Below are 22,528 nucleotides of genomic sequence, written 5' to 3'. Positions count from 1 at the left end.
AGATGTGACTTATACGAGACGTGTCTCAATCGGCACCGGGTTAGCCAGCGTGTCATGAATAGGTGATGCCTCAGGAAGCAGGCTGACCAGCTCTTCCAGCTGTTCACGGCTCGCCGTATTACTTTCAAGACGTACGTCTACGCGGATACCTTTAGCCCCTTTACGGGCGTTTTTATCCAGTCCCAGGAAACCTTTCATATCAATATCGAAATAGAGATCCAGCTCGATACTTTCCAGATCTACACCTTTTTCAGCAGCCATCAGGGTCAGAGTAGCGGTATAACACCCGGCCAGCGCCTGCAGAATATATTCGGTGGGGCTCATGCCGGTGTCGGCACCAAGCAGCCCAGGTGGTTCGTCCCCGATATTCGAGAATTTGCCTACGCGGCTACGGTCTTCTTTGCCATTCTGAAATGACGATCCGGTTTCCACACGTACGGCCAGACCGCCGTGTGAACGCGCTTTTACCTGGAATGACATGTTACCAAGGCCAGGCTCTGCGCGAACGGCCTCACGAACGTTACTGATGGCGTCAGCGGAAGCCTGAGGTTTTGCTGAATGCGACATACATACTCCTGTAAACGGTTTGTGGGAGAAAGCCAGAATAGGCAAGCTATCTACTAGTAGGTAGATTAGTCATTTGAAATGCCGTTGTCCAGTTTTAAAAAAAGTTATTCATCATACTTTCGATTTAACCGCAGAAGCTGATCTGAACCTGACGGGTCACTCAATGACTGGCGGCGTAATGAGCGGGGGGTATCAGAAACGCTGATACGTACTGGCAGAATATTTACGGCGGCCTCCCTCCGGCAGAGTGCTGACTATCCTGGAGGCATCTGCTTCTTCATCAGCGCCAGACCGGAGGAGCTTACACCGGAGAGATCAGTCCAACGCAGGCAGGACTATCAGGAATAAAAGTGAGAGCTGCTTAACGTTCCCGGATAACGTCAATTGACGGATGATTTCATAGCGGTATTGTCTGCACTTAACAAACGAGCAAACAAAAGTGATCATATGAGCAAAATTGTTGAGCCATGCAGCATCCCGGCTTAGCTGTTTTGAGTCTGATGATACTTTTGTTCAGCTCTGTCATTTCTCAGAAATTGTTCAGGGGTAGTTCAATGAAGCGGGACCTTGTTGCGGGAATAGACTCATCGACTCAGTCTTGTACCGTTATGCTGCGCAGCCTTGAAAGTGGCGACGTGATTGCTCAGGCCCGTAAGCCGCATCCGCCGACGACGCCCCCCTGCAGTGAGCAGGATCCGCAGGCTTGGTGGGACGCGTTAACTTCGGCTCTGGATGAGCTCAAAGCATGGCAGCCCCGTATTGCAGGGCTTGCTGTCGGAGGGCAGGGTCACGGTCTGGTCATGCTTGATAAAGATGACCGGGCACTGCGTCCAGCCAAGCTCTGGAATGACACTGAGTCTGCTACCCAGGCACACGAGTTGTGCCGGAAAGTTGCCCCTGAAGAGTGGGCTCGCCTTACAGGATCGGTGCCCGGACCGGCGATGACCATTTCAAAACTGGCGTGGACCGAACATCACTGCCCCGGCCTGCTTGAAAAGTGCCATCGCATTATGCTGCCGTTTGACTATCTGGTTTATCGCCTCAGCGGCAGTTTTGTGTGTGAGCGTGGCGGTGCATCCGGGACCGGCTACTTCAACCCTTTCACCAATAGCTGGGAGCCTGAGCTCGCTGCTGTGGTAAACAACCGAATTGACTGGCTCTCCCTCTGGCCTGCAATCATTCCCTCGCATCAGCCTGCTGGCGTGGTGAAGCTGATCCCCGGTCTGGAAGACCTTGCTGGTGCCGTTGTAGGCGTAGGAACTGGCGATAATATGTCTGCTGCGCTGGGAATGAACCTGAAATCCGGTGATACCGGCATATCGATCGGCACGAGCGGTACGCTGTACGGCATAACCCCGACGGGAATAGCCGACAGCACCGGGATTATCAACGGCTATGCAGATGCGGCCGATCACTTCATTCCCATGATTACCACGCTGAATTCCGCGAAGGTAACCGATACATTCCGCACCCTGCTGGGTGTTACCACTGACGAATTCGATGCACTCGCACTGAGTTCACCTGCCGGCGCCAACGGTCTGCAGCTTGTCCCATGGCTGGATGGCGAGCGCACGCCTAACCTTCCCGACGCTACGGGGCACATGCGCGGGTTACGCACCACCACAACCAGAGAAGATATGGCCCGCGCTGCCGTGGAAGGCGTGCTGTGCGGCCTGCTGGCTGGCGGACTGATCCTGAAACAGCATGGCTTCAGTGATGACGGGCACATCGTTGTCACCGGCGGCGGGGCGAAGTCACGTGCCTACCGCCAGATCCTTGCTGACCTGACGGGCAAAACGGTCTGGGTTTCTCCGGTGGAAGAAACGGCCGCCGCCGGGGCAGCCATTCAGGCGGCCGCTGCTGTACTGGGATGTACGAATGCTGAAATGGCCGAACGCTGGTGCAGGCCATTTGTGAAAGTCGCTGATCCCAGGGAGGATGCGCGCCATGTTCTGGATGCTTACGTTAACTATGCCAACGCTTTATCAGGAGAGCTGCAATGAGTTCAATGAGCACACCCGCTAAAATCAAACCCCCAAGACAGCCACTTAAAGTGCCTGCTGAAGCGGGGATCGCCGTGGTTTTTTTACTGGTTATGCTGGGCGGCTTTATCGCCACGCCTAATTTTCTGACCGTATCCAACATGATGGTTTTACTTCTTAACGGCGCGGTCATCGGTTTCCTGTGTCTGGGGCAGTCTTTTGTTCTGCTGACAGGCGGGATTGACCTTTCCTGTGGCTCAATTGTGGCCATGACCTGCGTAGTCGCGGCGCTGCTGATGGAAAAATTTGGCATTCCCTGGCAGCTTGCCGTACCCATGGTTCTGGCGGTGGGGGCCCTGAGCGGTCTGGTTAATGGGCTGATCATCGAACGTACCGGCGTTCCACCTTTCATTGTGACGTTTGCAATGATGGGCGTGGCGGCATCCATTCCGCAGATTATCACCGGAGCCGAGTCGATCCGCGTGACGCAAATCGGTTACAGCCTTATCGGTCAGTCAAAACCCCTGGGTATTCCGTTTCCGGTGATAGCCCTGCTGTTGGCCATTATTATTGGCGTCATCTTCCTGCGGCGGACCATCACCGGTACCCATATTTATGCGGTCGGCGGCAACGCAGATGCCGCGCGCCTGTCAGGGATCAGCATTCCACGTATAACCCTGCTGGTCTATGCCATCTCCGGACTCTGCTCGGCATGCGGCGGACTGATTTACGGCTCGCGCCTGATGACCGGATATCCGACGGCGGGCCGTGGTGACGAGCTGTTTTTCTCAATCGCGGGTGCGGTAGTGGGCGGCGTCAGCTTGTTTGGCGGCACCGGCAGCCTCATCGGCGCGATGATTGGGGCAATGCTGATTGCCGCCATATCCAATCTGATGAACGTACTGAACGTCAGCGCGTACTGGCAGCCGCTGGTTATCGGACTGATCATCCTGTTTGGCGTGACGTTCGATACTCTGCGCACGTCCAGAAAAATCGTGATCCCCTGGTTCAAAGTCAGGAAACCACGAAAAACACAACAATAAAGCCTCTTAACCTCTGACCTGTACCTTACCAGGAGATAAACATGAAACTGCGTACGACTCTCACTGCAACAGCTACGATCGTTGCGCTGGCCTGCCTGCTTGCCGGCTGTAACCGGGATGATGCGGAAAGCACCGCAGGCGCTGGCAAAAAAACACTTGGTGTAACGCTTCCGAACCTGACCAACCCCTATTATGTGGCCATGAAAAAAAGCTTTGAGGATAATGCTGCTGCTCAGGGGATGAACGTCAAAATTTCGATTGCTGATAATGACGATGCCAAACAGCTGTCGCAGGTGCAGAACTTCATTGAGCAGAAAGTGGATGCGGTTGCGGTGAACTGCGTTTCGTCCGGGCCATGCGTTTCAATTATCAGCCAGCTCAATCAGGCAAAAATCCCGGCATTTGCTATCAATATCCTCCCTGATACAGAGGGACTCAAACAACAGAACGTCACCCTGGTGCAGGGGGTTCAGACCGATCAGCGGGAAGGTGGCAGGCTCATTGGGCAGCAGCTGCTGAAGGACATCGGTGAAAACAGCCCGGCAACGGTCGGGATAGTGGGAGAACCGACCTCAATAGCCGCAAACGCCCGTGATGAGGGGTTCAAAGCCGCCGTCGCGTCCAATAAAAATATTAAGTTTGTTGCGCTGGTTAACGGAAAGGTGGAAGAAACCACGTCTCTGAAAGTGACCACTGAAATGCTGCAGGGCAGGCCGGAGATTGACGTGGTGTATTCAGACACCGAACCTTCCGCACTGGGTTCACTGGCAGCCATCAGGCAGCTGGGCGTCAGTGACAAAGTGAAATTATATGCTTTTGTAGATAAAGAAGGCGTTAAAGCCGTTCAGGACAACAGCATACTCAAAGCCGGTGCGATTCAGGAACCCGTTAAGCTTGCTCAGATACTGGTTGAAAACGTCCGGAAAAGCCTGGGCGGTGAACAGGTCCCGGCCATGATCAACAATCCACCGCTGCTGGTCACTAAAGACAACGCGGCCTCCGTTATGGGTTCAGCGTACTGAGTAAAAGGCAGACAGTTATGAATTATGTGGCGAAGCAGATAAAAATCGGTTTTTCAGGCGTGCTGGTCCTTCATGGTGTGGATTTCAGCGTAAAACCTGGTGAAATTCACGCCCTTCTCGGCCATAACGGCGCGGGTAAATCAACGCTGCTGAAAATACTGGCTGGCGTCAATATGCCGGATAACGGGGAGCTGATGATTGGTGCTACGCCGGTGCGCCTTGCATCGCCACGTGATGCGCTCAGCCACGGTATTGCCTGCGTCTACCAGGAACTCCGGCTTATTCCCGGTATGAGCGTATGGCAGAACCTTTTCCTCGGGCGTGAGCGCCGCAAGCGCAACGGTTTTACCGATGATGTCAGCATGATTGCACATACTGAGAAAGTGCTGAGTGATTACCACCTGGATTTCAGCGCGACCGATCTTGTCAGGGACCTCTCTCATCCGGACAAGCAGATGCTGGAAGTGGTCTCTAATCTCGATCGTGACGCACGTTTTCTTTTTCTCGATGAACCGACGACCGCGCTGGAGGGTGCGCAGGCAGACGCGCTGCTGCAGGCCGTACAGCGCATTGCGCGCGAGAAACAGATTGGCGTGGTGCTGGTATCGCATAAGCTGGACGAGGTGCTGGGCGTCTGCGATGAGGCTACAGTGATGTGCGGCGGCCGCGTGATTTATAACGAAGGTAAAAAAACGCTGAGCAAGAGCGCCATTATCGACGCAATCGTGGGCGACGCAAATGCTTATCAGGCTCCCTCAAACAGCCGCGGCCTGATCCGGGGGGCACTGGGTAAACCCTGGCTGTCGGTGAGTAACCTGCATACGGATCGCCTTAAAGGTGTGAACCTTGAAGCGTACCGCGGGGAGATTCTTGGAGTCTATGGACTGGCCGGTGCAGGCCGTACGCGCCTGTGCCAGACGCTGTTTGGACTGGAAACCGTCACCGGTGGTGAAATCCGGGTGGGACACAGGGAATATCATCCCTCATCACCTGTAAAGGCCATTTCCCGTGGCATTGCCTACCTGACCGAGGAGCGTAAAAAGGACGGGTTTATTCCCCAGATGTCGAGCTATGCTAACGCGACGCTGCCGGTTCTGAAAAAATTCCGCTCCGGTGGTTTTGTGAGTCACGGCGCGGCGCGGCAGGCTGCCTCAGAACTGCTGGGCAAAATGAATACGCGGGGATCGCTGGATGGACCGATTAAGGCCCTCTCTGGCGGGAATCAGCAAAAGGTACTGCTGGCCCGGGTTATTGCGCAAAACGCGGACCTGGTGTTGCTGGATGAACCAACTAAAGGTGTCGATATTGGTGCGAAAGCGGACATCTACCGCATCATCCATCAGCTGGCGGATAAAGGCTGCTGCGTTATCGTGGTATCGAGCGAGGAAGAGGAACTGCTGGACGTCGCGGACAACATCACGGTATTCCGCCACGGTAAATGTGATGGCGTGATTGTCCCGGCAAAGGAGCTTAAACCTGCAGACCTGCGCAAAGCTGCATGGGAACACGCTGAACCTTAAATCATCCCCTCCGGCACCTGATGCCAGTCAGGCTGCCAGCCTGACTGGCAGTTGTGCTTCCCCACCTGTTCTACCCCTGAATATGCGATCCGCAGTAGGTCGCTGAGCAGACGTCGTTTTCGGCAGCAGAAGGCTGTCGATATATATCCCTGTAAATGATAAGTGTGATGGTTGAAATTCACCCGTCTGAACAAATATCAGGCTGTGGAACGCGGTTACGCGGTGTAGCCACGAAGGAGAGTCACATGGCAGACTTTTATATCTCGGGTATACGCAGGGACAGTACAGGGCAGCACATTCAGTACGTTAAAATCATCAAAGCTGGCAAGGGAAATAAAGACGCCTCCATCAACTCGCGACAGTTTGTTGCCGAGCTGATAAAGGCCAGTAAGGCGACGTTTAAGACGATCACGCTTGTTAACGGGCAGTGGGTTTATGGCGCGAATGTTCACGTCATAGAGGATATTTACCTTACGACTGATCCGAATAGTACGATACGCGATAATCTCGGCAACCTGCCGGTCTTTTAAAAGTGTGCCATGCACAGAGCGCTTCCGGAGAAGCGCTCTGTGACGTCATTCAAGGTCAGCGTGCCGTGCAGCCATGGTTTTGCTGGTTTCTCCCAGCTGAGCCATCAGCTCAAGCACAATGGCATCGTAAGTTATGAAACAGAGCTGCTCAAATGCAGAGCCCATCGGCTGGGAAAACGGTACCGGATTGTGATCGTTTTCCTTTGTCACTGCACCAGGTAAAACCAGTATGCTGCCGGCCAGTCTGGCAATTGACGAGTCTTTCTTCATGGTCACCAGCGCCACACCGACGCCACTTTCAGCAGCCTTTTGCGCGAGGCTTTTAAGGCTGCCGGTTTCGCCACTGCCGGAACCAATAATCAACAGGTCACCCGGACGGGCACGTGGAGACGAAATGTCTCCCACCACGCTCACGGAGAATCCCAGATGCATTAACCGGTTAGCAAACCCCCTGATTGCAACTCCGCTGCGTCCGGCTCCCTGCAGAAAAATGTGTCCCGCACTGCGGATCCGGGCAATCAGCTGCATCGCCTGATCCTCATCAATTTTCTGCGCATTTTGCTCTAATTCACTGAGGATGCTTCGTGTGTATTCCTGTACGCTCATTTTCAGCTCCCGGTCAGGCAATGGTACGGCCGCCATCCATAAGGATGGTCTGTCCCTGGATGTAGGAGTTTGATTTATCAGCGAGAAAAATGGCCAGGTTTGCCACGTCATCAATGGTGCCCAGGCGGCGGACCGGAATTTTTTCCAGCACCGCATCCAGATCGGCCTGCGTCGGATAGTTAACACGCATCATTTCGCCGGTATCAATCAGGCGGGGTGCAATAGCGTTAACGTTAACGCCTCTCGGTCCCAGCTCTTTTGCCAGGCCGCGGATAAGCCCCTCCCCGCCTGCTTTGCTCGCCGGATAGCTCACGCCGCCGCCGGTTCCTGACAGCGCTGAACCGGAAGAAATGTATACAATTGATCCCTGATTGGTGAGAAAATCATCGTAAAAAGCCTTAACGGTATTGAACAAGCCGGTCAGATTGATGGAGAGGGTCTTATTCCACTCCTCAAAAGAGATATCACTGACCCGGTTAGCGAAGGCTACACCTGCATTCAGCACCAGAACGTCGATGCGGCTATACGCTGCAAAAACCTTATTACGCGCATCGACCAGAGCCTTCGGGTCAGATACATCCGTTCTGATGAAAAGTGATTTTACATCGGCGGACGTCAGTTCTTCAGCGGTTCTGATACCGTTGGCTTCATTGTAATCAGCGATGACGGTATGGGCACCACGATCCGCGAACTGTTTTGCAATCCCTTTTCCGATACCGTGCGCACCGCCGGTGATAAACACAACCTTTCCTGCAAAATTACCCATCAGCATTTTCTCCTGAATTTTTACGACCAGGAAGGACGTTCCCAGCCGGATGACCTGAATCACGACTGCTTATGCAATCAACTTTTCTTTGATAAAGGCTTAAATCAGTTCATGGCAGCTTTTAATTCCCGGTAGCTCGATTCCGGGTTCGCATTAAACAGCGCGCCGCCGACGACAATTAAATCCGCACCGGCTTCCCGGACTTTTTTTGCTATTGCAAGGTTAATGCCGCCATCGACTTCAATCAGGATATTCCGGTCGGCGATCATTTCCCGTGTATTCCTGATTTTCTCCAGGCTTTTTTCAATAAAGACCTGGCCTGGCTGTCCCGGATTAATGGTCATGATGAGAATGTAATCGATATCGTCCAGCAGATAGGTCAGTACGTTTTCAGGCGTACCCGGATTAATTACCACCCCGGCTTTACGTCCGGCCTGGCGGATCTTCTGTAAAATAAAATGCACGTGCGGAGTTGATTCATAATGTACGGAAATCATTTCTGCACCGGTACTGATAACGTCATCAATATGTCTTTGCGGATCTGCCAGCATCATATGTACATCAAATTTCATTTTGCTGACCTTTTTCATTGCGGATATCTGGTTCGGACCAAATGCGATATTACTGACATAAGAACCGTCCATTAAATCAACGTGCAGTATGTCGGTATTTTCATTTTCCAGAAACCGGATCTCATCCTGCAGTCGCAGGATATTTGCCCCGAAAATTGACGGTAAAATCTGTGCCATGGTAAGTAAACCTCATTGTTCAAATCAGTGGAATACCGTGCTCAGCCAGTACGTCAGTACTTCCCACGGGCCGGTCAGTACAAAGTCAGTGCCCTGCCCCTGTAAACCCACGCCGGCACCGTGCAGGAACTGCGTTGCGCCTGGCGCCACATAGCCGCCTAAATACATAACAACAATGCTGAACAGTAAGGTGGAGATAACGGCGCGGATGACGTTTCCGTTACTGGCCATCACGGTCATAGTTGTCATATAGATGATCGACATCAGCACACCGATGGGAAAAATCATGATGCCCGGAAATACCAGTGCGCAGAGCATGGTCAGCGGAATGGTGATAACGGTAACGGTAACGGTGGCCGGATCGCCCAGCGCCAGCGCACAGTCCATACCAATGTTCAACTCTGCGTCCTTGCCCATTTGCTTCTGCATAATTTCTTTGGCGCTTTTGCCAATCGGAGACAGACCTTCCATCAGCACGCCCACAACTTTGGGCAGCAGTACCATGACTGCGGCAACACCCATTGCCATGGGCACAATAGTTGTCACGGGCTGACGGGTCAGGATCCCGAGCAGGCACCCGACCATGACGCCAATAATGGCGGGCTCACCAAATACTCCCAGTCGTTTCTGCACGCTTTCTAGGTCGAGGTCGAGTCTGTTCAGGCCAGGAATGACGTCGATAATTTTATTGACCAGCAGCGCAAAAGGTAATGTCCAGCCAATGTGGATCATGGTGGTGCAGGTCGTTCCTTCCAGACCGTAGTATTTCTGCCAGCGGGGAGCTATTAAATCACCGATAAACAGCGCGATGACGCTCAGAGCCACGGCTACGCCAAAACCGATAAAGAAACTGTCAAACACGAAGTAAGCCAGCGCACCAGGAACGAGGAAATGCATATAATTCCAGATATCCACGTTCAGCGTTCTGGTTAACTTCAGGCGAACAAGGAGCAGGTTAAGAATGATGCCGACAGGCACAACCAGAGCCGCAAATGGTGCAACCCATGCCGCTGCGCCTACTGCGGGCCATCCAATATCAGCAACGGTAAACCCGCTGCCAATTTTCGAATAATAGGCGATGGCAGGCTGCAGGGAGGTGCTCAGCAGGTTAACAACCAGACCCAGTCCGATAAAGCCGATACCGACGGTAATGCCTGATTTGATGGCCGCTCCGACTTTCATGCGGAAAACCAGGCCTAAAATAAAGATGACAAGTGGCAGGATAGCGGTAGCACCCATACCTGTTATCGTCAGCATTATGCTTTTTAACATTTCCATCCTGACACCCTCTTAATCTGTTATTATTTCCGGGTCAGATCAGTTAGTAATTCACCAAGTTTTTTTCGCAACACGCCTTCATTAATGCCGGTGATAAAACCCGCGACACTCATGTGAGGCTTGCCCATATCACCTTTATAATTATTCGTTGTTAAAACAACGTCGGCATGCTGCAATTCTGAAGGCAGTTCTGACATGCTGCATTTATTTATTTTGTACTGAGAGATTCCGTATTCAGCACAAACAGATTTAACCTCATCAGCAGCAAGTGTTGAGGTGGCGACTCCGCTTCCGCAGGCGACAAGAATAGTAATCATAATTTTGCTCCGGTAAGGTTATTGCATGATTTCTGAAATAAATAATGCTTCAGCTTTTTCAGACGGCAGTTCCAGGAGATTCTGATAGAAACCTTTGTCCTGCAGCTTGCTGAACAGGGATTTCAACAGCTGCAACTGATTAGACGGGTTGGTTACCACTAAATTGATGACAAGTCGTACCGGTAATTTATCATCGCCATCAGCCTGACCGACCTCAACGGGCTCAGGCAGACGAATAATGTAAACGGAAGGTGTGTTGGCATGCGTGCTGTCACAGTGCGGGATCGCCACAGAATAGCCATCAAGCAAAATACCCGTCGGGTACATGGCTTCACGCTCGCGTAGTGCCTCCAGATAAGTACCCTTCACTATCCCCGCAGCATTCTGCCGTTCATGAATATGCTGCAGCACCTCGTCATAGCTTTTGAAGTCGGCGCCATCGGTGACGCTGATAAGTACTGAATTCATAACTTCTCCCGGCAACTCATTAGTGCTCAAGTGAGCATTAAAATATATACATATGAGCATTTATAGCATGCCGGTGTTTTGCGGTAACAAATAGAGAGCAAAAGTTATAGGTCGATCACAGTAATAAACAATTGAGCTAAATATAAAATGCTCACATGAGCTTATGGCTGAATGCTATATGACCATCTATTTATCTCAAATAACTGAATTAAAAAGGAATATAACTGTTACGGCTGATCTGCTGTTTCGTAAGGTATCTTTGCGGAAGCGCTTGGAATCATAGAGGGATAATTGAGCGGACGTCCTGACAACTGCAGGCGTAATGCGCGGAAAGCTGACTGTATGGGCTTTTCGCGAAGTTGAGCCACTGTCGCTGTGTCGTGAAATTTCAAAAAGAGGGGCGCCTGCAGCGCCCCGTATTGAAAGAGAGACCGGTTTTTTCCTGACTTATCAGGAGTTGACCAGCTTTACAGCTGTATCAAAGTCGGTGATCAGCACATCAAGAAGGCCTGATTTAAGAGAGGCTACGATACCTTCATACTTCTGTTCTCCTCCCGCCACGCCAATCACTGTTTTCACGCTTCGCAGTTGCTCTGTGGAAATACCGAATCCCAGCCGGCTTATCGGGCTGTCAAGGATCTCCCCTTTGCTGTTGACGAGTGTGATGCAAACATCAGCTGCAATGTCGTCACGGAAAAGTGGTGTCTGCCATTCTTCGGGAAAAATGTCGCACAGGCTGGACGAGCCGGTTTTCCACGCGCCAATACCAGTAATAACGACGTCCAGGCATGAATAATACTGCTGGGTGTCAACCACTGCAGGATCGCTGGCCAGCTTTTCTGCCAGACTTTCATCATCAACCCACATGGGGACATACATAGGATGTGCCTTTCCCTGAGAGATAGCTGCCAGCCGGTGTATCAGGTCTATCGGACCCTGACTGAATTCAATACCCGGATGTACGCCTGAAAGCTGTACAATATCTAAAGCAGGGAGGCTGGTCAGCTGACTCACGGTACTGGACAGAACTCGCCCCCAGGCAATACCCACCTTCATACCCCCGGTCAGGTAATTGCCCAGATAGCTGGCTGTGATACCACCCAGCTTCTCATTTAGTTCTTCCTGGCTGTTCCAGGATTCTGATACAGAAAGCACGACGGCTTTTTGCAGGCCGTATTTCTCGCAGATATTATGGGCCACTTCTTCATCAAGCATCTGCTGTTTGGGAAAAAGGAACTTAACGTATTCCTGTTCGATCGCCTCATCGATCAGGCGCGCGGCCTTGAATCGTGAGATCTCAAGCTCTTCGGCAATTTCTGTTTTGGTCTTCATCTCAACAAAATAACGGCGAACGACCAGAGAATAGATATAGCGGGGGTCATAACCTGACCAGCGGCTATTTTTTATACGTTTAGGCATGGCTAATTCCGTTTTAATCGAAAGGAAATATCACAAAGGTTAACCTGTTGCCCCTGAGTTTAATCAAAAGAGTACACTTTTTTATGCTCGTTTGGTATTTACTGGAATGCTTATCTTACTGCTGTGTGATGGGCAACACGTATACTGTATCTGGTTGGTAAAGCTGGCTGGTATTTTACCTGCGCGTACGGCTGCCACAGGTACACGTTAGAGCCGGTATCCATGATAAAGGTTTGAAAACAGGTTGCCCGAAATGACCTTTCTGGAGTAAAGCAGTACCGCACGGGCAGTATGAATGTAACTTCTTAACCAAGCTGTTTTTTTACATGTTTCACAGATTAAGGTTAGAAGTGTTTTGCACAGTGTATGTCCGGCAATCAGATACGGCCCATAGCCCGTTCTGTCACCGCCAGGTTACAGAAATCACAGGCGCTAATTTCGGTAAAACGATTAATGAATATCAGCAAAAAGCCTTCCCGTGAACTTCATAAATCATCTGCTACTCCTGAATGGGAAAAGTCCAGGTCGTTCATCAGATGGCTTCTTTCATCAGCTTTCCTGAGTTTTCCACAGGCTGCAGGCCCCATTGCATTCTCATTGCTTGCACTCAGTATCACAGGCGACAGCAGAGGCGGGGCAGCGATGATCCTTGCCATGACGATTGCTCAGGTTATTGGCGTGATCCCGTTCACACGCCTGGGGAACCGCTTTAACTCGGTCACTTACTTCCAGCTACTGACGCTGACTCGTTCTGTGGCTTTACTCTGCATAGTACTGGCATCATGGTATAAATTGCCTTTTACGGTATTAGTCATACTTGCCAGCCTGGCCGGACTGGTAAATGGTGCAGCTCAGGGATATTTAAGGGTGATACTAAACCACGTGGTTAACGCAAACCGTTTACCACGTGGGCTGGGTATGGCAGCGACTCTGAATGAGATGGTTTTTGTTCTGGCTCCCGTGGCCGCATCAGGACTGGGAAGCATCTCCCCGGTGTTTTCTCTGCTTGTCATTACCGCTCTGGGTATACTTCCCGTTGTTCTCATTCCCCGGCTTAATATCCGGAGCTCACCTGCCGTGGTTAAAACCAGGCAAAGAGCACTGACAAGACCGGTTGCTTTGGTGCTTATATGCTCTACTGCAGCTGAGTCAACCGTCGCCGCCGTTGAGATAGGTGCTGTGGCGTTAGCCCTGAACTTTCGGTATGAGCCATTTTATGCCATTTTTTTCACCGTTCCCTTGTGCCTTGCCTCTGTCATGGGAGGAGTCTGGGTCAGTATCCGCAACCGGATGTCTGCACCTGGTACAGTACTTTTACACCTGTGCCTGATGATGCTAGGGACTTTGATGGTTACTGTTAATTTCTCCGTCATTACAACCATTGTGGGTGTGATGTGTATTGGCTCTGTCATTGCCCCACTTGGAACACATTTTTCGCTTGTACTTGATGAAATGTCTCCTCCGCATTTGAAAGCCGAGGTCTTCGCCTTACTGCGAACCTCCAATGCCATGGGTGTGATATTTGCGAGTGCCCTTCTGACTGTTACATCGCTGTCATTATCACTGTTAATGATTACGATTTTTATTGGGATAGTCGCTTCAGGAATGGCTGTTGCAGTGCTGGGTAAGAAAAGCGTGATTGAGACTGATTGTGAATAACGCCTCAAACAGTAGGGCTCATTGCTTAATCAAAGACATAGCACATTTAAGATAATTATCAGAAGATTAGTAAGAATATAACCGGCAAATGACTGTCATTTATTAATCCTACAGAAAAGCATTTTTCTGCTTCTGGTACGAAACAGACCAGTGTACTTGAAGGTCCGCTATGAGCGAGAAGCGGACCTTCAGTATTTACGGGTACGCCTGCACTGGCGCACCCGTTTACACTCAGGGCTTCCATCGGCGCAGAGAGGTATGGTCTTCATACGGCAGCTTTGAAGGCAAAGAAATCAGTTCAATGACGCTGCCCCACGGCGTGCGTCCGTAGCAGAAGAAGTTATTCTCCCCCACCTCAGTTGGAAACATCAGGGGCTGTTTCGCGGGTATATGCATCCGGGTAAGGAGTAGCGGCCTGATACTGAGCCAGGTGGACATGATCGGAGATTAATCCGGGTAAAACGGATTTTCCCACGTAGTTTTTTACTTCGCCATCTTTGGGAATAGCCACAAAGGAGGCAGGGCCGACCGCACTGATGTACTGCCCGTCAACAACAACGCGCATGTGTTCCTGCGATGGCTTTCCCAAACCGTCGATAAGGCGGACATCATCCAATACATAAGATTGTGCAGCCCAGCCATTAATGGCAAACAACGCAAACAGGCATCCAGAGAGGTATTTCTTTTTTATAAGGGTTCCTTTTTTAACAAACCTTATGAGTCTGGATGAATTCGGCAGGGTTCACCCGCCAGAAACGTGCAAACCCTGTCCCGTATCACTCAGTTATCCGTGAAGCATCAGCATACCGTGTTCATCGAACAGCTTTATCACAACGTCGGTCGTTTTCTGAATGTGTTCCTGCATAAGCCGTTTTATCTGTTCTGTATCTCTGCTGAGCGCAGCCTCCATTAACGCCTTGTGCTCGGCGTTAAGATCTCTCTCACCGCGTGTCATATTGACGGAAAGGATGCGGTAGCGTTCATTCTGGATAAAAAGCATGCGTTGCATACGAAGCAGCCAGGTGTTTGGGCAGGCTGACGTCAGGGCATCGTGAAACCGGTTATGGCGGCGATTCCATTCAGGCGTTCCGGGCCATTCGTCATCGCCGTTGCCGTAACGAGCCAGAAGATGAAAGGCTGACAGGATCTCTCCCTCCCAGTTCACATCTCCATGTGCGAGAGATTCGCTAAGGCATTCGCACTCGATAAGCTTTCGGGTTGCAGTCAGGTCAAGCAGGTCTGCAAGAGAGACGGGCGTGACGCGGAACCCCTTCTGCGGCTCTGCGATCACCAGATTTTCTGACGTCAGGCGGGAGAGCGCTTCGCGGATAGCACCTACGTTGGTATCCAGCGCTTCGGCAAGCTCTTTAGTGTTAACACGCGCTCCCGGGACGAGCTGGCATGAAAGTAGGGCGTCGCGCAGGCGGGAGTAAGTCGTCTGAGTCAGACTGTCTCTGGATGCGAGGCTTTCGTTCATAGCGTCACTGTTTCCTTCGAGGGTAATAAATTATCATTTACAAAATAGATTTTATGAAAGAAAATATATTTTGTAGTGTTTAATCATCTTTCTGGCATATTATGACGGCTCACATTCAAGAGGTCTCTACCTCAGATAAATATTTGTGAAATGGCGTAATGACAACGGAATGCGGGCGCTTGTTTGCAAGCATGCCTTGGTGGAGCGGTCCCACGCCAGGCGTGGTGGAAATACTGAAAGACCGCAGCTGGGAGCCCTTTCCTGACAATGCGTGGAATGAATGGGACGGACGAGGCGATCCGCTGAAACACTTTGTGGACGTAAACAGCATTTTCAGTGACGGGAAGGGAAGTCTTTGGGTACTTGATGCCGCGGCGCCTGATTTTAGCAATGCCATTGAAGGGGTTGTAAAACTCATTGAGCTGGACATTGAGACCGGCGAAACCAGAAGGACGATTGTGTTTAGGCCTGAAGATGCCCATTCCGGCACCCGGCTTGTCCACATTCGCTTCTGGCGCCATTACGCCATTATGACCGAGTCACGCGAAGGCTCGTTTTATGTCATTGACCTTCGCGATAATTCTTACCGAAGGATCTTGGCTGGCCATCCGCTGATGCGCTGCCGCACCGCAGACGTTCCAGTTATTGAAGGGCGCAGAGTGACGTTTCAGAACGGGCAGCCCATGTATATCCATAACGACTTGCTGGAAATTCACCAGGATAACCAGACGCTGCTGTTCATGTGTCTTTTTGGCGCGCGCATCTTCAGGGTTGACTTCGATCTCATCACTGATTTTCCTGCGGTGAAGACGAAATTGCAGCCAGTATATCAGTTTATCAGGAAGTGGGTATCTGGGTTGCTGGCATGTGTCGCGACAAAGCCGGCAATATCTACCTTACCGATGCTGAAAATAACGGTGTCATCTGTGATGAATCCCGCCGGGGTAATTACACCTCTGGTGCGGGATGATCGGATTATCTGGCCTATCGCCCTCTCCGTTGGTCCAGATAACCGTGTTAATTTTCCGTCCACGCAACTCAACCGTATCCCGATGCTCTCCGGTGGAGAGAACAAGGTGCAACTCCCTTGGGCTATTTACAGTTATCCCCTCTGAACCCGCAATGAGGTCTGTATGAAAATTTGTCGATATGGTGATGCTGGCTTTGAAAAGCCCGGTGTCTTTGACAGTAACCTTCAGCTACGCGATTTATCCGGCATTGTCAGCGATGTGACACCCGGGACGCTGACGACTGTGCTTAACGCATTCAACAGCGAGGAGGATGTTCTACGCCTTCCCATTGTTCCGGGCAACCCGCGCCTCGGGCCACCGCTCAGTACGGTCTCTAAGTTTGTGGCTATCGGCCTGAACTATCGTGACCACGCTCTGGAGGCCAACCTTCCTATACCTGATGAGCCGGTTGTGTTTTTCAAGGCACCAAGCTGTATCAATGGTCCTGACGACGACATCATTATTCCTCCGCACTCAACCAAACTCGACTGGGAAGCTGAGCTTGGGATTGTGATAGCCACCAAGGCAAAGCAGGTCAGCCAGGAGAATGCGCTGGAGTACGTTGCCGGCTACTGCATTGTGAATGATGTGTCTGACCGCGGATTTCAGTTTCAGTCATCGCAGTGGGACAAGGCTAAAAGCTGCGACACATTTGGTCCGATGGGTCCGTATATCGTCACCCGGGATGAAGTCTGTGATCCGCAGAACCTGTCTATCTGGCTGGAAGTTAACGGTGAAAGGCGGCAGTTCAGCCATACTTCTCAGATGATCTTCAGCGTCGCCGAGATAGTCTCCTATGTCAGTCACTATATGACGTTGCTCCCGGGAGACGTGATTGCCACGGGAACACCCGCTGGCGTTAGTCTTGGCATGAAACCCGAACCGGTGTGGCTCAAAGAGGGCGATAGCATACGTATTCACGTGGAAAAACTGGGCTATCAGAATCAGACCCTGAAGCGCTAACCCAGCAATCTGACAGATGATGAGACTGGCAGTTAGTCGGTCTCTTGACGGGAGGCAGGATGGCAGAAAGGAGTATCATAGTCAGGGCCGGAATCGGCAGCACCGCGCACGTTCATCAGGTTCAGCCGCTGCTTGCGCGCAATATTATTATTGATGAACCCACTGTCATACTGGTTCGTCAGGGGAGTAAATGCATATGCGCGGCGGGGAAGGAACTGGTCATCAATGCCGGAGAAGCGGTCATTGTGGGTGGGGGTGAGTCATTCGATATCACCAATATACCGACAATAGACGGTAGTTACGAGGCTGACTGGCTCAGCTTCAACATCAGTATTGTCACAGGTTATACCTGTACAAACTGCAATGCCGCTCCTGTCACCGAGGTGCATAAATTAGGGGGGGCCAGTGAAAGCTTCCGCCGCGCTTTTTATCATACCAGAGAGATATTTACGGATTCAGCAGACATTCCTGAATCTATTGCTATAGCCCGCATGCGGGAGATGCTCAGCTGGCTGGATGAATACGGCATCTACTTCGGAGATTTTCAACGGAGCGGAATCGGAAATAAAATCCGAAGGCTCGTGTCTTCGGATATGTCATATGCATGGAATATCAACGATGTATCCAGGCAACTGGGGATGTCTGAAGCCACGCTGAGGCGCAGGCTTTCGGCGGAAAGTAGCTCGTTTTCGCGAATTATTGCAGATGTGCGCATGTGCCGGGCCCTGACGCTACTGCAGGTCACTGATTTGTCAGTCATACAGATAGCCTATGAGGTAGGCTATATTAGCCCTTCAAAATTTTCGGCGCGGTTTCGTAGCCGGTTTGGGTTTTGTCCGGGTCAGGTTCGAACGTTAAAAAACACTGAGCAGTTAGTGCAAGCCTGACCCGTAACTGGCTTTAACGCCCCTGCGTGATGCGAATTTTTGCTTCACCTAGCGAGTTTGCCCTGGTCATAAAGCCGACCATGGCCGGTGTGGAATCAGCGGTAATATTGGGCACTTTATCTACTTTGAGCGCAGTGAGCGTGACCACATAACGATGCGTCTGGCCCTTTGGCGGGCATGGGCCACCGTATCCGGGCACACCAAAGTCGGTGCGCGTCTGGATTGTTCCTGCCGGGAGGCCTGTATTGTCTTTTGCGATGTCCGACGGGATCGATTTTGCATCTGCAGGAATATTCACTACTTGCCAGTGGACCCAGCCCAAGCCTGTGGGTGCATCACGATCGTAGATCTGCAGCGCGAAGCTTTTTGTTCCGGCCGGTGCACCTGACCACGTGAAGGACGGCGATTTATTCTCTCCGGCACAGCCGAATCCGTAAGACTCGCTGAGTAGCTGAGTATTCGCGAAGCGGCCTGAACCAATCTCTTTACTGGACAGGGTAAAATCCGCAGCGAGTGCGGACTGGCTGAGCAATGCCAAGCACACAGCACCGGCTACAGGAAGAAGGTATTTTGACATCAGTTGTCTCCAGAAGGGTTGTCGCCTATGATTTTAAGAACAGCTGGAAAAGGTTTCGCTCCTGAAACAATCAAAGACTGTTCCAATACGCTCATTTGAAATCATTTTATTAAGAGGTTTTCAACGGTACTACTACAAACCGATAGCGAGCCTAAAGAGTCCGCTATGAGCGAGGAGCGGACATTGAAATTGTCCACCTATTAATAACTTTCTGTTCATCCGGCTTATTAAAACAGCGATAGGGTCAGTGCCAGTCAATAAAAGTGGGTGTTCTGACACTTAAACTGCTCAATATCGCTATGATGATGACGCCATAACAGCGGTAATGCCATATAACCCAATACCATACGCAAGGTGCGTAATCAGGCTTAACAAACGCGCCACCCATGGACGAGGTGTACGGGAGGCTGCGATACCAAAGCCAAACGCGGGTTGCAAAATTAAGAACGGAGCAATCAAAGTTAACAAACCTGTCAACACACCCGTTGAGAGAGAAGGCTCATGGAGCCAGCCCCTACCGTTAAGCAAAAGCGGGATAACAGCAAAAATTATCCCGGTCAGATAATGGAATACCCAGCCAGTAAGATTCTCCCCACGTATCTGTGACGCTGAAAATGGTGTGATGCCTGAATTTTCCTTGTGGAAGCCATAAAATCCAGCGGCCTACCAGCGCATAATTCAATGGTGGAATTTTTAAAATGAGCTTTTGACATAACGACCACAAATCCATGACCAGTGTTGCGCCAATGCCCGTGATGACAGTTTTGAAAAAAATAATGATATCCAAAGCGTACTCCTTCTTTTAAATGACATAATAATCAGTGTGCAACTTAAAGTGAGGTTTAAGTCAACAATGAAAGAACTGGATATCAGGGAAATCGCTGACCTTACCGGAGTTACCCCGTCAGCGTTGCGATATTACGAAAAGAAAGAACTAATCAAACCTGTTGGCCGTAACGGGCTAAGAAGGTAATACAATGAAAATGTTATCAATAAACTGCAATTAATCGCGCTTGGGCAGGCTGCAGGGTTTTCTCTTGATGAAATAGGCGCAATGTTTAGTGCAGAGAACAAACTCGCATTAGATAGCGTTCAGCTTCTTCAACGAGCAACGGAGATCGACGGCACTATCCGCAAACTCCAGTTGTTAAGCCGGGGGCTGAAACATGTCGCATGTTGTACAAAAACCGAGCATTTAGAATGTGAAGAATTCAAAAGCTACGTCCGCTTCTGGCACAGAGCAGCCTGTCAGATTAAATTCAGCTCTGTGCCATAACCGGGTCAGGTCAAAACAGCGGAGGTAAAATCGGCCTTCCACGGCAGCAGATCGCGCAGCCGGTTCACTGGCCAGTCCTGAATGTGGCTGAGCACGTAGCGCAGCCACGCTTCGGAATCCACGTCGTTCAGCCGGCAGGTTCCGATCAGTGAGTACAGAACAGCAGCACGTTCTCCGCCCCTGTCTGAACCGGCAAACAGCCAGTTCTTCCGGCCCAGGGCAACGCCCCGCAATGCGTTTTCCGCGATATTATTGTCCATTTCCGCCCATCCGTTACGGCAGTAAAGGTTCAGCGCGTCCCACTGCTTCAGCAGGTACGTGAATGCCTTTGCCGTGTCGGAGTGGCGCGACAGTATTGTCATCTGTTGTTGCACCCAGTCGTACAGCGACTGCATCAGCGGAATGCTTCTGGCTTCTCTGGCTGCCTGCCGTTCCTCTGCCGGGCTGCCCCTTATTTCCGCCTCGATGGCATACAGCTCACCGATGCGCCGGAGCGCTTCGGTGGTGATGCCGGTCGGCGTGCGGGCATGGACGTCGTGGATTTTTCGCCGGGCATGCGCCATACAGGCCGCTTCGGTGATACGGCCGTCTTCGTACAGCGCATTATAGCCACTGTACGCATCCGCCTGCAGGATGCCGCTGTACCCGGCAAGATGCTGTTGTGGATGGATACTTTTCCGGTCCGGTGAGTATGCAAACCATGTCGCCGGCGGCAGATGCGACCCGGCGTTGCGGTCATCCCGCACGTACACCCACAGACGGGCAGTGCGCGTTTTGCCGCTGCCAGGCTCCTGTACCGGGACCGGGATATCGTCGGTGTGCACCTTACCCGGCATCAGTACGTACTGGCGCAGCAGGTCATACAGCGGCTCCAGCAGTTCGCTGACCGAGCCGGACCAGCGCCCCAGCGTGGCACGGCTCAGCTCCACGCCCTGGCGGCTGTATATCTCCGACTGTCGGTAGTGAGGCGTGTGTTCGGCGAACTTCGCCGTGACAATGCGCGCCAGCAGGCCGGGGCCGGCGTAGCTGCGCTCTATGGGTTTTGACGGCATGGGGGCCTGAACGATGTGGTCGCACCTGCGGCAGGCCAGCTTCGGCCGCTGCGTTTCGATAACCCTGAAGGCACTGCTGATGAGCTCCAGCTGTTCCGACACGTCGCAGCCCAGCGCGCTGAGCTCTCCGCCGCACGCCGGACAGGTGGTTTCTTCCGGAGTCAGCGTGCGGGTTTCACGGGGAAGCGAGGCCGGTAAAGGTTTGCGGGCGGAAGTCTGGCGCAGCGGCTGCGGGAGTGCCGGGTCATGCTGCTCACCCAGGACCTCCGCCATTTCCTCCTGCAGGGCGCTGATGCGATCCTCAGTCTCGCGCACCTGACGTGCCGTTTTCTCACGCAGCTTTTCGGAGCTTTTGCCGAACTGCATGCGCTGCAGTTTCGCAACCAGCGCCTTCAGGCGGCTGATTTCGCTGGCGTAGGCCGCCACCCGCTGTGACAGGAGGTGGTTGTATTCGGCCATCTGCTCAAGGCTTCGCTGCTGCGTGTCCAGCAGCGCCCTGAGCCGGGCGTTTTCTGCAGAGAGTGAGCGTTCCATGCATTCACATTACGCCGGTTCAGATGCGCAGGCCAGGAGGATTTATCCGCTGCGGATGCTTCCAGTTGATACCTTCCAGCAGCATCGCCAGCTGGGCCTGCGTGAGGTGCACCCTGCCGTCCCGGTTCACCGGCCAGACAAAGCGCCCCCGCTCCAGGCGCTTGGTGAACAGGCACAGGCCGTCCGCATCGGCCCAGAGGATTTTCACCATATCGCCGCGCCTGCCCCTGAAGATAAACAGATGGCCACCAAACGGGTCTGCCCGCAGCGTGTTCTGCACCTTCGCCGCCAGCCCGTTGAAGCTGCAGCGCATGTCTGTCACGCCGGCAACCAGCCAGATGCGCGCGCCTGACGGAAAGCTAATCATACCTCACTCTCACGGAGCTCACTGACCAGCGCCCGCAGCAAGTCCGGTGTCACGGGGCCGGTCAGGCTCAGGGTGCCGCCGGGCAGCGTCAGCTTACAGCTGATAACGGGGGGCGAATCCGGAACCCCACTGCTCTGCCTGACCGGAACGGGAAAAGGCTCAACCATGACGGGGATCATCCCGGCGCGCGTGGCGGGGTCCAGTAGGCCCTGACGGTGCAGGTTGCGCCAGTTAAACACCAGGTTATCGTTGACCCCGTGCTCCCGGGCCAGCTGTGCCACACAGGCGTCCGGCTGCAGGCTCAGCTCCGCCATGCGGATTTTGAACTCCAGCGGCCAGTCCGGGCGCCGCTTTTTTACGGGCAGATTCGTTTCCAGATTGAAAGCGTAAAGCTCCTCATCAAGCCGTTCCGGCGTGTAGTCTTCGGGCAGCGGCCAGTTAATACCCGTACGGCGAAAA

At 52.2% G+C, this 22,528-nt stretch carries 25 protein-coding genes and 2 pseudogenes; 11 read left to right on the top strand and 16 right to left on the bottom strand.

Annotation, left to right across the window (positions count from 1 at the left end; genetic code table 11):
• Positions 1-9: 9 nt before the first annotated feature.
• Complete coding sequence (locus CMR03_RS09090) at positions 10-567, bottom strand: OsmC family protein (protein WP_029571184.1); 558 nt, start codon at positions 565-567, stop codon at positions 10-12.
• A 554-nt stretch (positions 568-1,121) separates the two neighbouring features.
• Between CMR03_RS09090 and xylB the strand changes: the two genes are divergently transcribed.
• The 5 genes from xylB to CMR03_RS09065 all read left to right on the top strand — a co-directional run bounded on the left by xylB (position 1,122) and on the right by CMR03_RS09065 (position 6,664).
• Complete coding sequence (gene xylB / locus CMR03_RS09085; protein ID WP_029571185.1) at positions 1,122-2,570, top strand: xylulokinase; 1,449 nt, start codon at positions 1,122-1,124, stop codon at positions 2,568-2,570.
• Positions 2,567-3,592, top strand: coding sequence for an ABC transporter permease (locus CMR03_RS09080; protein WP_029571186.1), 1,026 nt, complete (start codon positions 2,567-2,569; stop codon positions 3,590-3,592). Before xylB ends, CMR03_RS09080 begins: the two co-directional genes overlap by 4 nt.
• A 41-nt stretch (positions 3,593-3,633) precedes the next feature.
• Positions 3,634-4,614: a substrate-binding domain-containing protein gene (locus CMR03_RS09075; protein WP_029571187.1), complete on the top strand. Its 981-nt coding sequence runs from the start codon at positions 3,634-3,636 to the stop codon at positions 4,612-4,614.
• A gap of 17 nt (positions 4,615-4,631) precedes the next feature.
• A complete protein-coding gene (locus CMR03_RS09070; RefSeq protein ID WP_029571188.1) occupies positions 4,632-6,134 on the top strand; it encodes a sugar ABC transporter ATP-binding protein in 1,503 nt (500 codons plus the stop codon).
• Positions 6,135-6,379: 245 nt separating this feature from the next.
• Positions 6,380-6,664, top strand: coding sequence for a DUF3892 domain-containing protein (locus tag CMR03_RS09065; protein WP_029571189.1), 285 nt, complete (start codon positions 6,380-6,382; stop codon positions 6,662-6,664).
• Between the two features lie 45 nt (positions 6,665-6,709).
• On the opposite strand, the gene hxlB is transcribed toward CMR03_RS09065, so the two are convergent.
• The 7 genes from hxlB to CMR03_RS09030 form a co-directional block, all read right to left on the bottom strand.
• Positions 6,710-7,270: a 6-phospho-3-hexuloisomerase gene (hxlB, locus tag CMR03_RS09060; RefSeq protein ID WP_029571190.1), complete on the bottom strand. Its 561-nt coding sequence runs from the start codon at positions 7,268-7,270 to the stop codon at positions 6,710-6,712.
• Positions 7,271-7,283: 13 nt separating this feature from the next.
• On the bottom strand, positions 7,284-8,036 hold the full coding sequence (locus tag CMR03_RS09055; protein WP_096011355.1) for an SDR family NAD(P)-dependent oxidoreductase: 753 nt from the start codon (positions 8,034-8,036) through the stop codon (positions 7,284-7,286).
• Between the two features lie 104 nt (positions 8,037-8,140).
• Positions 8,141-8,785 (bottom strand): ribulose-phosphate 3-epimerase, encoded by a 645-nt coding sequence (gene rpe, locus CMR03_RS09050; protein ID WP_029571192.1) that lies wholly within the window; start codon positions 8,783-8,785, stop codon positions 8,141-8,143.
• A 24-nt stretch (positions 8,786-8,809) separates the two neighbouring features.
• Complete coding sequence (locus CMR03_RS09045; RefSeq protein WP_029571193.1) at positions 8,810-10,063, bottom strand: PTS transporter subunit IIC; 1,254 nt, start codon at positions 10,061-10,063, stop codon at positions 8,810-8,812.
• A gap of 23 nt (positions 10,064-10,086) precedes the next feature.
• A complete protein-coding gene (locus tag CMR03_RS09040; protein ID WP_029571194.1) occupies positions 10,087-10,380 on the bottom strand; it encodes a PTS sugar transporter subunit IIB in 294 nt (97 codons plus the stop codon).
• An 18-nt stretch (positions 10,381-10,398) separates the two neighbouring features.
• Positions 10,399-10,848 (bottom strand): PTS galactitol transporter subunit IIA, encoded by a 450-nt coding sequence (gatA, locus tag CMR03_RS09035; RefSeq protein WP_029571195.1) that lies wholly within the window; start codon positions 10,846-10,848, stop codon positions 10,399-10,401.
• A 450-nt stretch (positions 10,849-11,298) separates the two neighbouring features.
• A complete protein-coding gene (locus CMR03_RS09030; protein WP_029571196.1) occupies positions 11,299-12,267 on the bottom strand; it encodes a sugar-binding transcriptional regulator in 969 nt (322 codons plus the stop codon).
• Between the two features lie 453 nt (positions 12,268-12,720).
• On the opposite strand from CMR03_RS09030, the gene CMR03_RS09025 reads away from it, so the two are divergent.
• A complete protein-coding gene (locus CMR03_RS09025) occupies positions 12,721-13,926 on the top strand; it encodes an MFS transporter (RefSeq protein ID WP_244181361.1) in 1,206 nt (401 codons plus the stop codon).
• A 231-nt stretch (positions 13,927-14,157) separates the two neighbouring features.
• On the opposite strand, the pseudogene CMR03_RS25525 reads toward CMR03_RS09025, so the two are convergent.
• From CMR03_RS25525 to CMR03_RS09010, 3 genes and pseudogenes are all read right to left on the bottom strand, one after another.
• A pseudogene (locus CMR03_RS25525) lies at positions 14,158-14,304 on the bottom strand (VOC family protein); the annotation flags it as partial.
• Entirely contained in the window at positions 14,282-14,491 is a 210-nt protein-coding gene (locus CMR03_RS25215; RefSeq protein ID WP_029571198.1) for a hypothetical protein, read from the bottom strand. The pseudogene CMR03_RS25525 and the gene CMR03_RS25215, both read right to left, overlap by 23 nt.
• Before the next feature lie 219 nt (positions 14,492-14,710).
• Positions 14,711-15,403 (bottom strand): GntR family transcriptional regulator, encoded by a 693-nt coding sequence (locus CMR03_RS09010; RefSeq protein WP_029571199.1) that lies wholly within the window; start codon positions 15,401-15,403, stop codon positions 14,711-14,713.
• A gap of 158 nt (positions 15,404-15,561) precedes the next feature.
• Here CMR03_RS09010 and CMR03_RS09005 point away from each other — a divergent pair, with 158 nt between their 5' ends.
• From CMR03_RS09005 to CMR03_RS08995, 3 genes are read left to right on the top strand one after another with little or no spacing between them, the layout of a single operon-like run.
• Positions 15,562-16,518: an L-dopachrome tautomerase-related protein gene (locus CMR03_RS09005; protein WP_096011353.1), complete on the top strand. Its 957-nt coding sequence runs from the start codon at positions 15,562-15,564 to the stop codon at positions 16,516-16,518.
• A gap of 18 nt (positions 16,519-16,536) precedes the next feature.
• Positions 16,537-17,376 (top strand): fumarylacetoacetate hydrolase family protein, encoded by an 840-nt coding sequence (locus CMR03_RS09000; protein ID WP_029571201.1) that lies wholly within the window; start codon positions 16,537-16,539, stop codon positions 17,374-17,376.
• A gap of 59 nt (positions 17,377-17,435) precedes the next feature.
• Entirely contained in the window at positions 17,436-18,263 is an 828-nt protein-coding gene (locus CMR03_RS08995) for a helix-turn-helix transcriptional regulator (protein WP_029571202.1), read from the top strand.
• 13 nt (positions 18,264-18,276) lie between these two features.
• Here the strand turns inward: CMR03_RS08995 and CMR03_RS08990 are convergent, their stop codons facing one another.
• Together CMR03_RS08990 and CMR03_RS08985 are read right to left on the bottom strand one after the other, a co-directional pair.
• The gene (locus CMR03_RS08990) at positions 18,277-18,840 is read right to left on the bottom strand and encodes a YbhB/YbcL family Raf kinase inhibitor-like protein (RefSeq protein WP_029571203.1); all 564 of its coding nucleotides are present in this window, start codon (positions 18,838-18,840) and stop codon (positions 18,277-18,279) included.
• 297 nt (positions 18,841-19,137) lie between these two features.
• Positions 19,138-19,615 (bottom strand): annotated as a pseudogene (locus tag CMR03_RS08985) (DUF2938 domain-containing protein).
• Positions 19,616-19,693: 78 nt separating this feature from the next.
• Between CMR03_RS08985 and CMR03_RS25520 the strand changes: the two are divergent.
• Complete coding sequence (locus CMR03_RS25520; protein ID WP_242638513.1) at positions 19,694-19,813, top strand: MerR family DNA-binding transcriptional regulator; 120 nt, start codon at positions 19,694-19,696, stop codon at positions 19,811-19,813.
• A gap of 15 nt (positions 19,814-19,828) precedes the next feature.
• Positions 19,829-20,116, top strand: a complete 288-nt coding sequence (locus CMR03_RS25515) for a MerR family DNA-binding protein (protein WP_338405790.1) — start codon at positions 19,829-19,831, stop codon at positions 20,114-20,116.
• Between the two features lie 5 nt (positions 20,117-20,121).
• On the opposite strand, the gene tnpC is transcribed toward CMR03_RS25515, so the two are convergent.
• The 3 genes from tnpC to tnpA all read right to left on the bottom strand — a co-directional run.
• Positions 20,122-21,702: an IS66 family transposase gene (gene tnpC, locus CMR03_RS08975; RefSeq protein ID WP_096011320.1), complete on the bottom strand. Its 1,581-nt coding sequence runs from the start codon at positions 21,700-21,702 to the stop codon at positions 20,122-20,124.
• 19 nt (positions 21,703-21,721) lie between these two features.
• Positions 21,722-22,069: an IS66 family insertion sequence element accessory protein TnpB gene (tnpB, locus tag CMR03_RS08970; protein ID WP_063881273.1), complete on the bottom strand. Its 348-nt coding sequence runs from the start codon at positions 22,067-22,069 to the stop codon at positions 21,722-21,724.
• Positions 22,066-22,528, bottom strand: a 463-nt coding sequence (gene tnpA / locus CMR03_RS08965) for an IS66-like element accessory protein TnpA (RefSeq protein ID WP_141248558.1), incomplete at its 5' end; no start/stop codon positions are given. The genes tnpB and tnpA, both read right to left, overlap by 4 nt.

The organism is Pantoea allii, assembly GCF_002307475.1.
Classification (GTDB): Bacteria; Pseudomonadota; Gammaproteobacteria; order Enterobacterales; family Enterobacteriaceae; genus Pantoea; species Pantoea allii.
Note: the sequence above shows the minus strand (reverse complement) of the source record. Positions and strands in the feature narration are given on the sequence as shown.

Excerpts from the sequence above, each read along its gene's own strand:
- CMR03_RS09090 (WP_029571184.1), bottom strand. The coding sequence starts at position 567 with ATGTCGCATTCAGCAAAACCTCAGGCTTCCGCTGACGCCATCAGTAAC.
- xylB (WP_029571185.1), top strand. The coding sequence starts at position 1,122 with ATGAAGCGGGACCTTGTTGCGGGAATAGACTCATCGACTCAGTCTTGT.
- CMR03_RS09080 (WP_029571186.1), top strand. The coding sequence starts at position 2,567 with ATGAGTTCAATGAGCACACCCGCTAAAATCAAACCCCCAAGACAGCCA.
- CMR03_RS09075 (WP_029571187.1), top strand. The coding sequence starts at position 3,634 with ATGAAACTGCGTACGACTCTCACTGCAACAGCTACGATCGTTGCGCTG.
- CMR03_RS09070 (WP_029571188.1), top strand. The coding sequence starts at position 4,632 with ATGAATTATGTGGCGAAGCAGATAAAAATCGGTTTTTCAGGCGTGCTG.
- CMR03_RS09065 (WP_029571189.1), top strand. The coding sequence starts at position 6,380 with ATGGCAGACTTTTATATCTCGGGTATACGCAGGGACAGTACAGGGCAG.
- hxlB (WP_029571190.1), bottom strand. The coding sequence starts at position 7,270 with ATGAGCGTACAGGAATACACACGAAGCATCCTCAGTGAATTAGAGCAA.
- CMR03_RS09055 (WP_096011355.1), bottom strand. The coding sequence starts at position 8,036 with ATGGGTAATTTTGCAGGAAAGGTTGTGTTTATCACCGGCGGTGCGCAC.
- rpe (WP_029571192.1), bottom strand. The coding sequence starts at position 8,785 with ATGGCACAGATTTTACCGTCAATTTTCGGGGCAAATATCCTGCGACTG.
- CMR03_RS09045 (WP_029571193.1), bottom strand. The coding sequence starts at position 10,063 with ATGGAAATGTTAAAAAGCATAATGCTGACGATAACAGGTATGGGTGCT.
- CMR03_RS09040 (WP_029571194.1), bottom strand. The coding sequence starts at position 10,380 with ATGATTACTATTCTTGTCGCCTGCGGAAGCGGAGTCGCCACCTCAACA.
- gatA (WP_029571195.1), bottom strand. The coding sequence starts at position 10,848 with ATGAATTCAGTACTTATCAGCGTCACCGATGGCGCCGACTTCAAAAGC.
- CMR03_RS09030 (WP_029571196.1), bottom strand. The coding sequence starts at position 12,267 with ATGCCTAAACGTATAAAAAATAGCCGCTGGTCAGGTTATGACCCCCGC.
- CMR03_RS09025 (WP_244181361.1), top strand. The coding sequence starts at position 12,721 with ATGAATATCAGCAAAAAGCCTTCCCGTGAACTTCATAAATCATCTGCT.
- CMR03_RS25215 (WP_029571198.1), bottom strand. The coding sequence starts at position 14,491 with ATGCGCGTTGTTGTTGACGGGCAGTACATCAGTGCGGTCGGCCCTGCC.
- CMR03_RS09010 (WP_029571199.1), bottom strand. The coding sequence starts at position 15,403 with ATGAACGAAAGCCTCGCATCCAGAGACAGTCTGACTCAGACGACTTAC.
- CMR03_RS09005 (WP_096011353.1), top strand. The coding sequence starts at position 15,562 with ATGACAACGGAATGCGGGCGCTTGTTTGCAAGCATGCCTTGGTGGAGC.
- CMR03_RS09000 (WP_029571201.1), top strand. The coding sequence starts at position 16,537 with ATGAAAATTTGTCGATATGGTGATGCTGGCTTTGAAAAGCCCGGTGTC.
- CMR03_RS08995 (WP_029571202.1), top strand. The coding sequence starts at position 17,436 with ATGGCAGAAAGGAGTATCATAGTCAGGGCCGGAATCGGCAGCACCGCG.
- CMR03_RS08990 (WP_029571203.1), bottom strand. The coding sequence starts at position 18,840 with ATGTCAAAATACCTTCTTCCTGTAGCCGGTGCTGTGTGCTTGGCATTG.
- CMR03_RS25520 (WP_242638513.1), top strand. The coding sequence starts at position 19,694 with ATGAAAGAACTGGATATCAGGGAAATCGCTGACCTTACCGGAGTTACC.
- tnpC (WP_096011320.1), bottom strand. The coding sequence starts at position 21,702 with ATGGAACGCTCACTCTCTGCAGAAAACGCCCGGCTCAGGGCGCTGCTG.
- tnpB (WP_063881273.1), bottom strand. The coding sequence starts at position 22,069 with ATGATTAGCTTTCCGTCAGGCGCGCGCATCTGGCTGGTTGCCGGCGTG.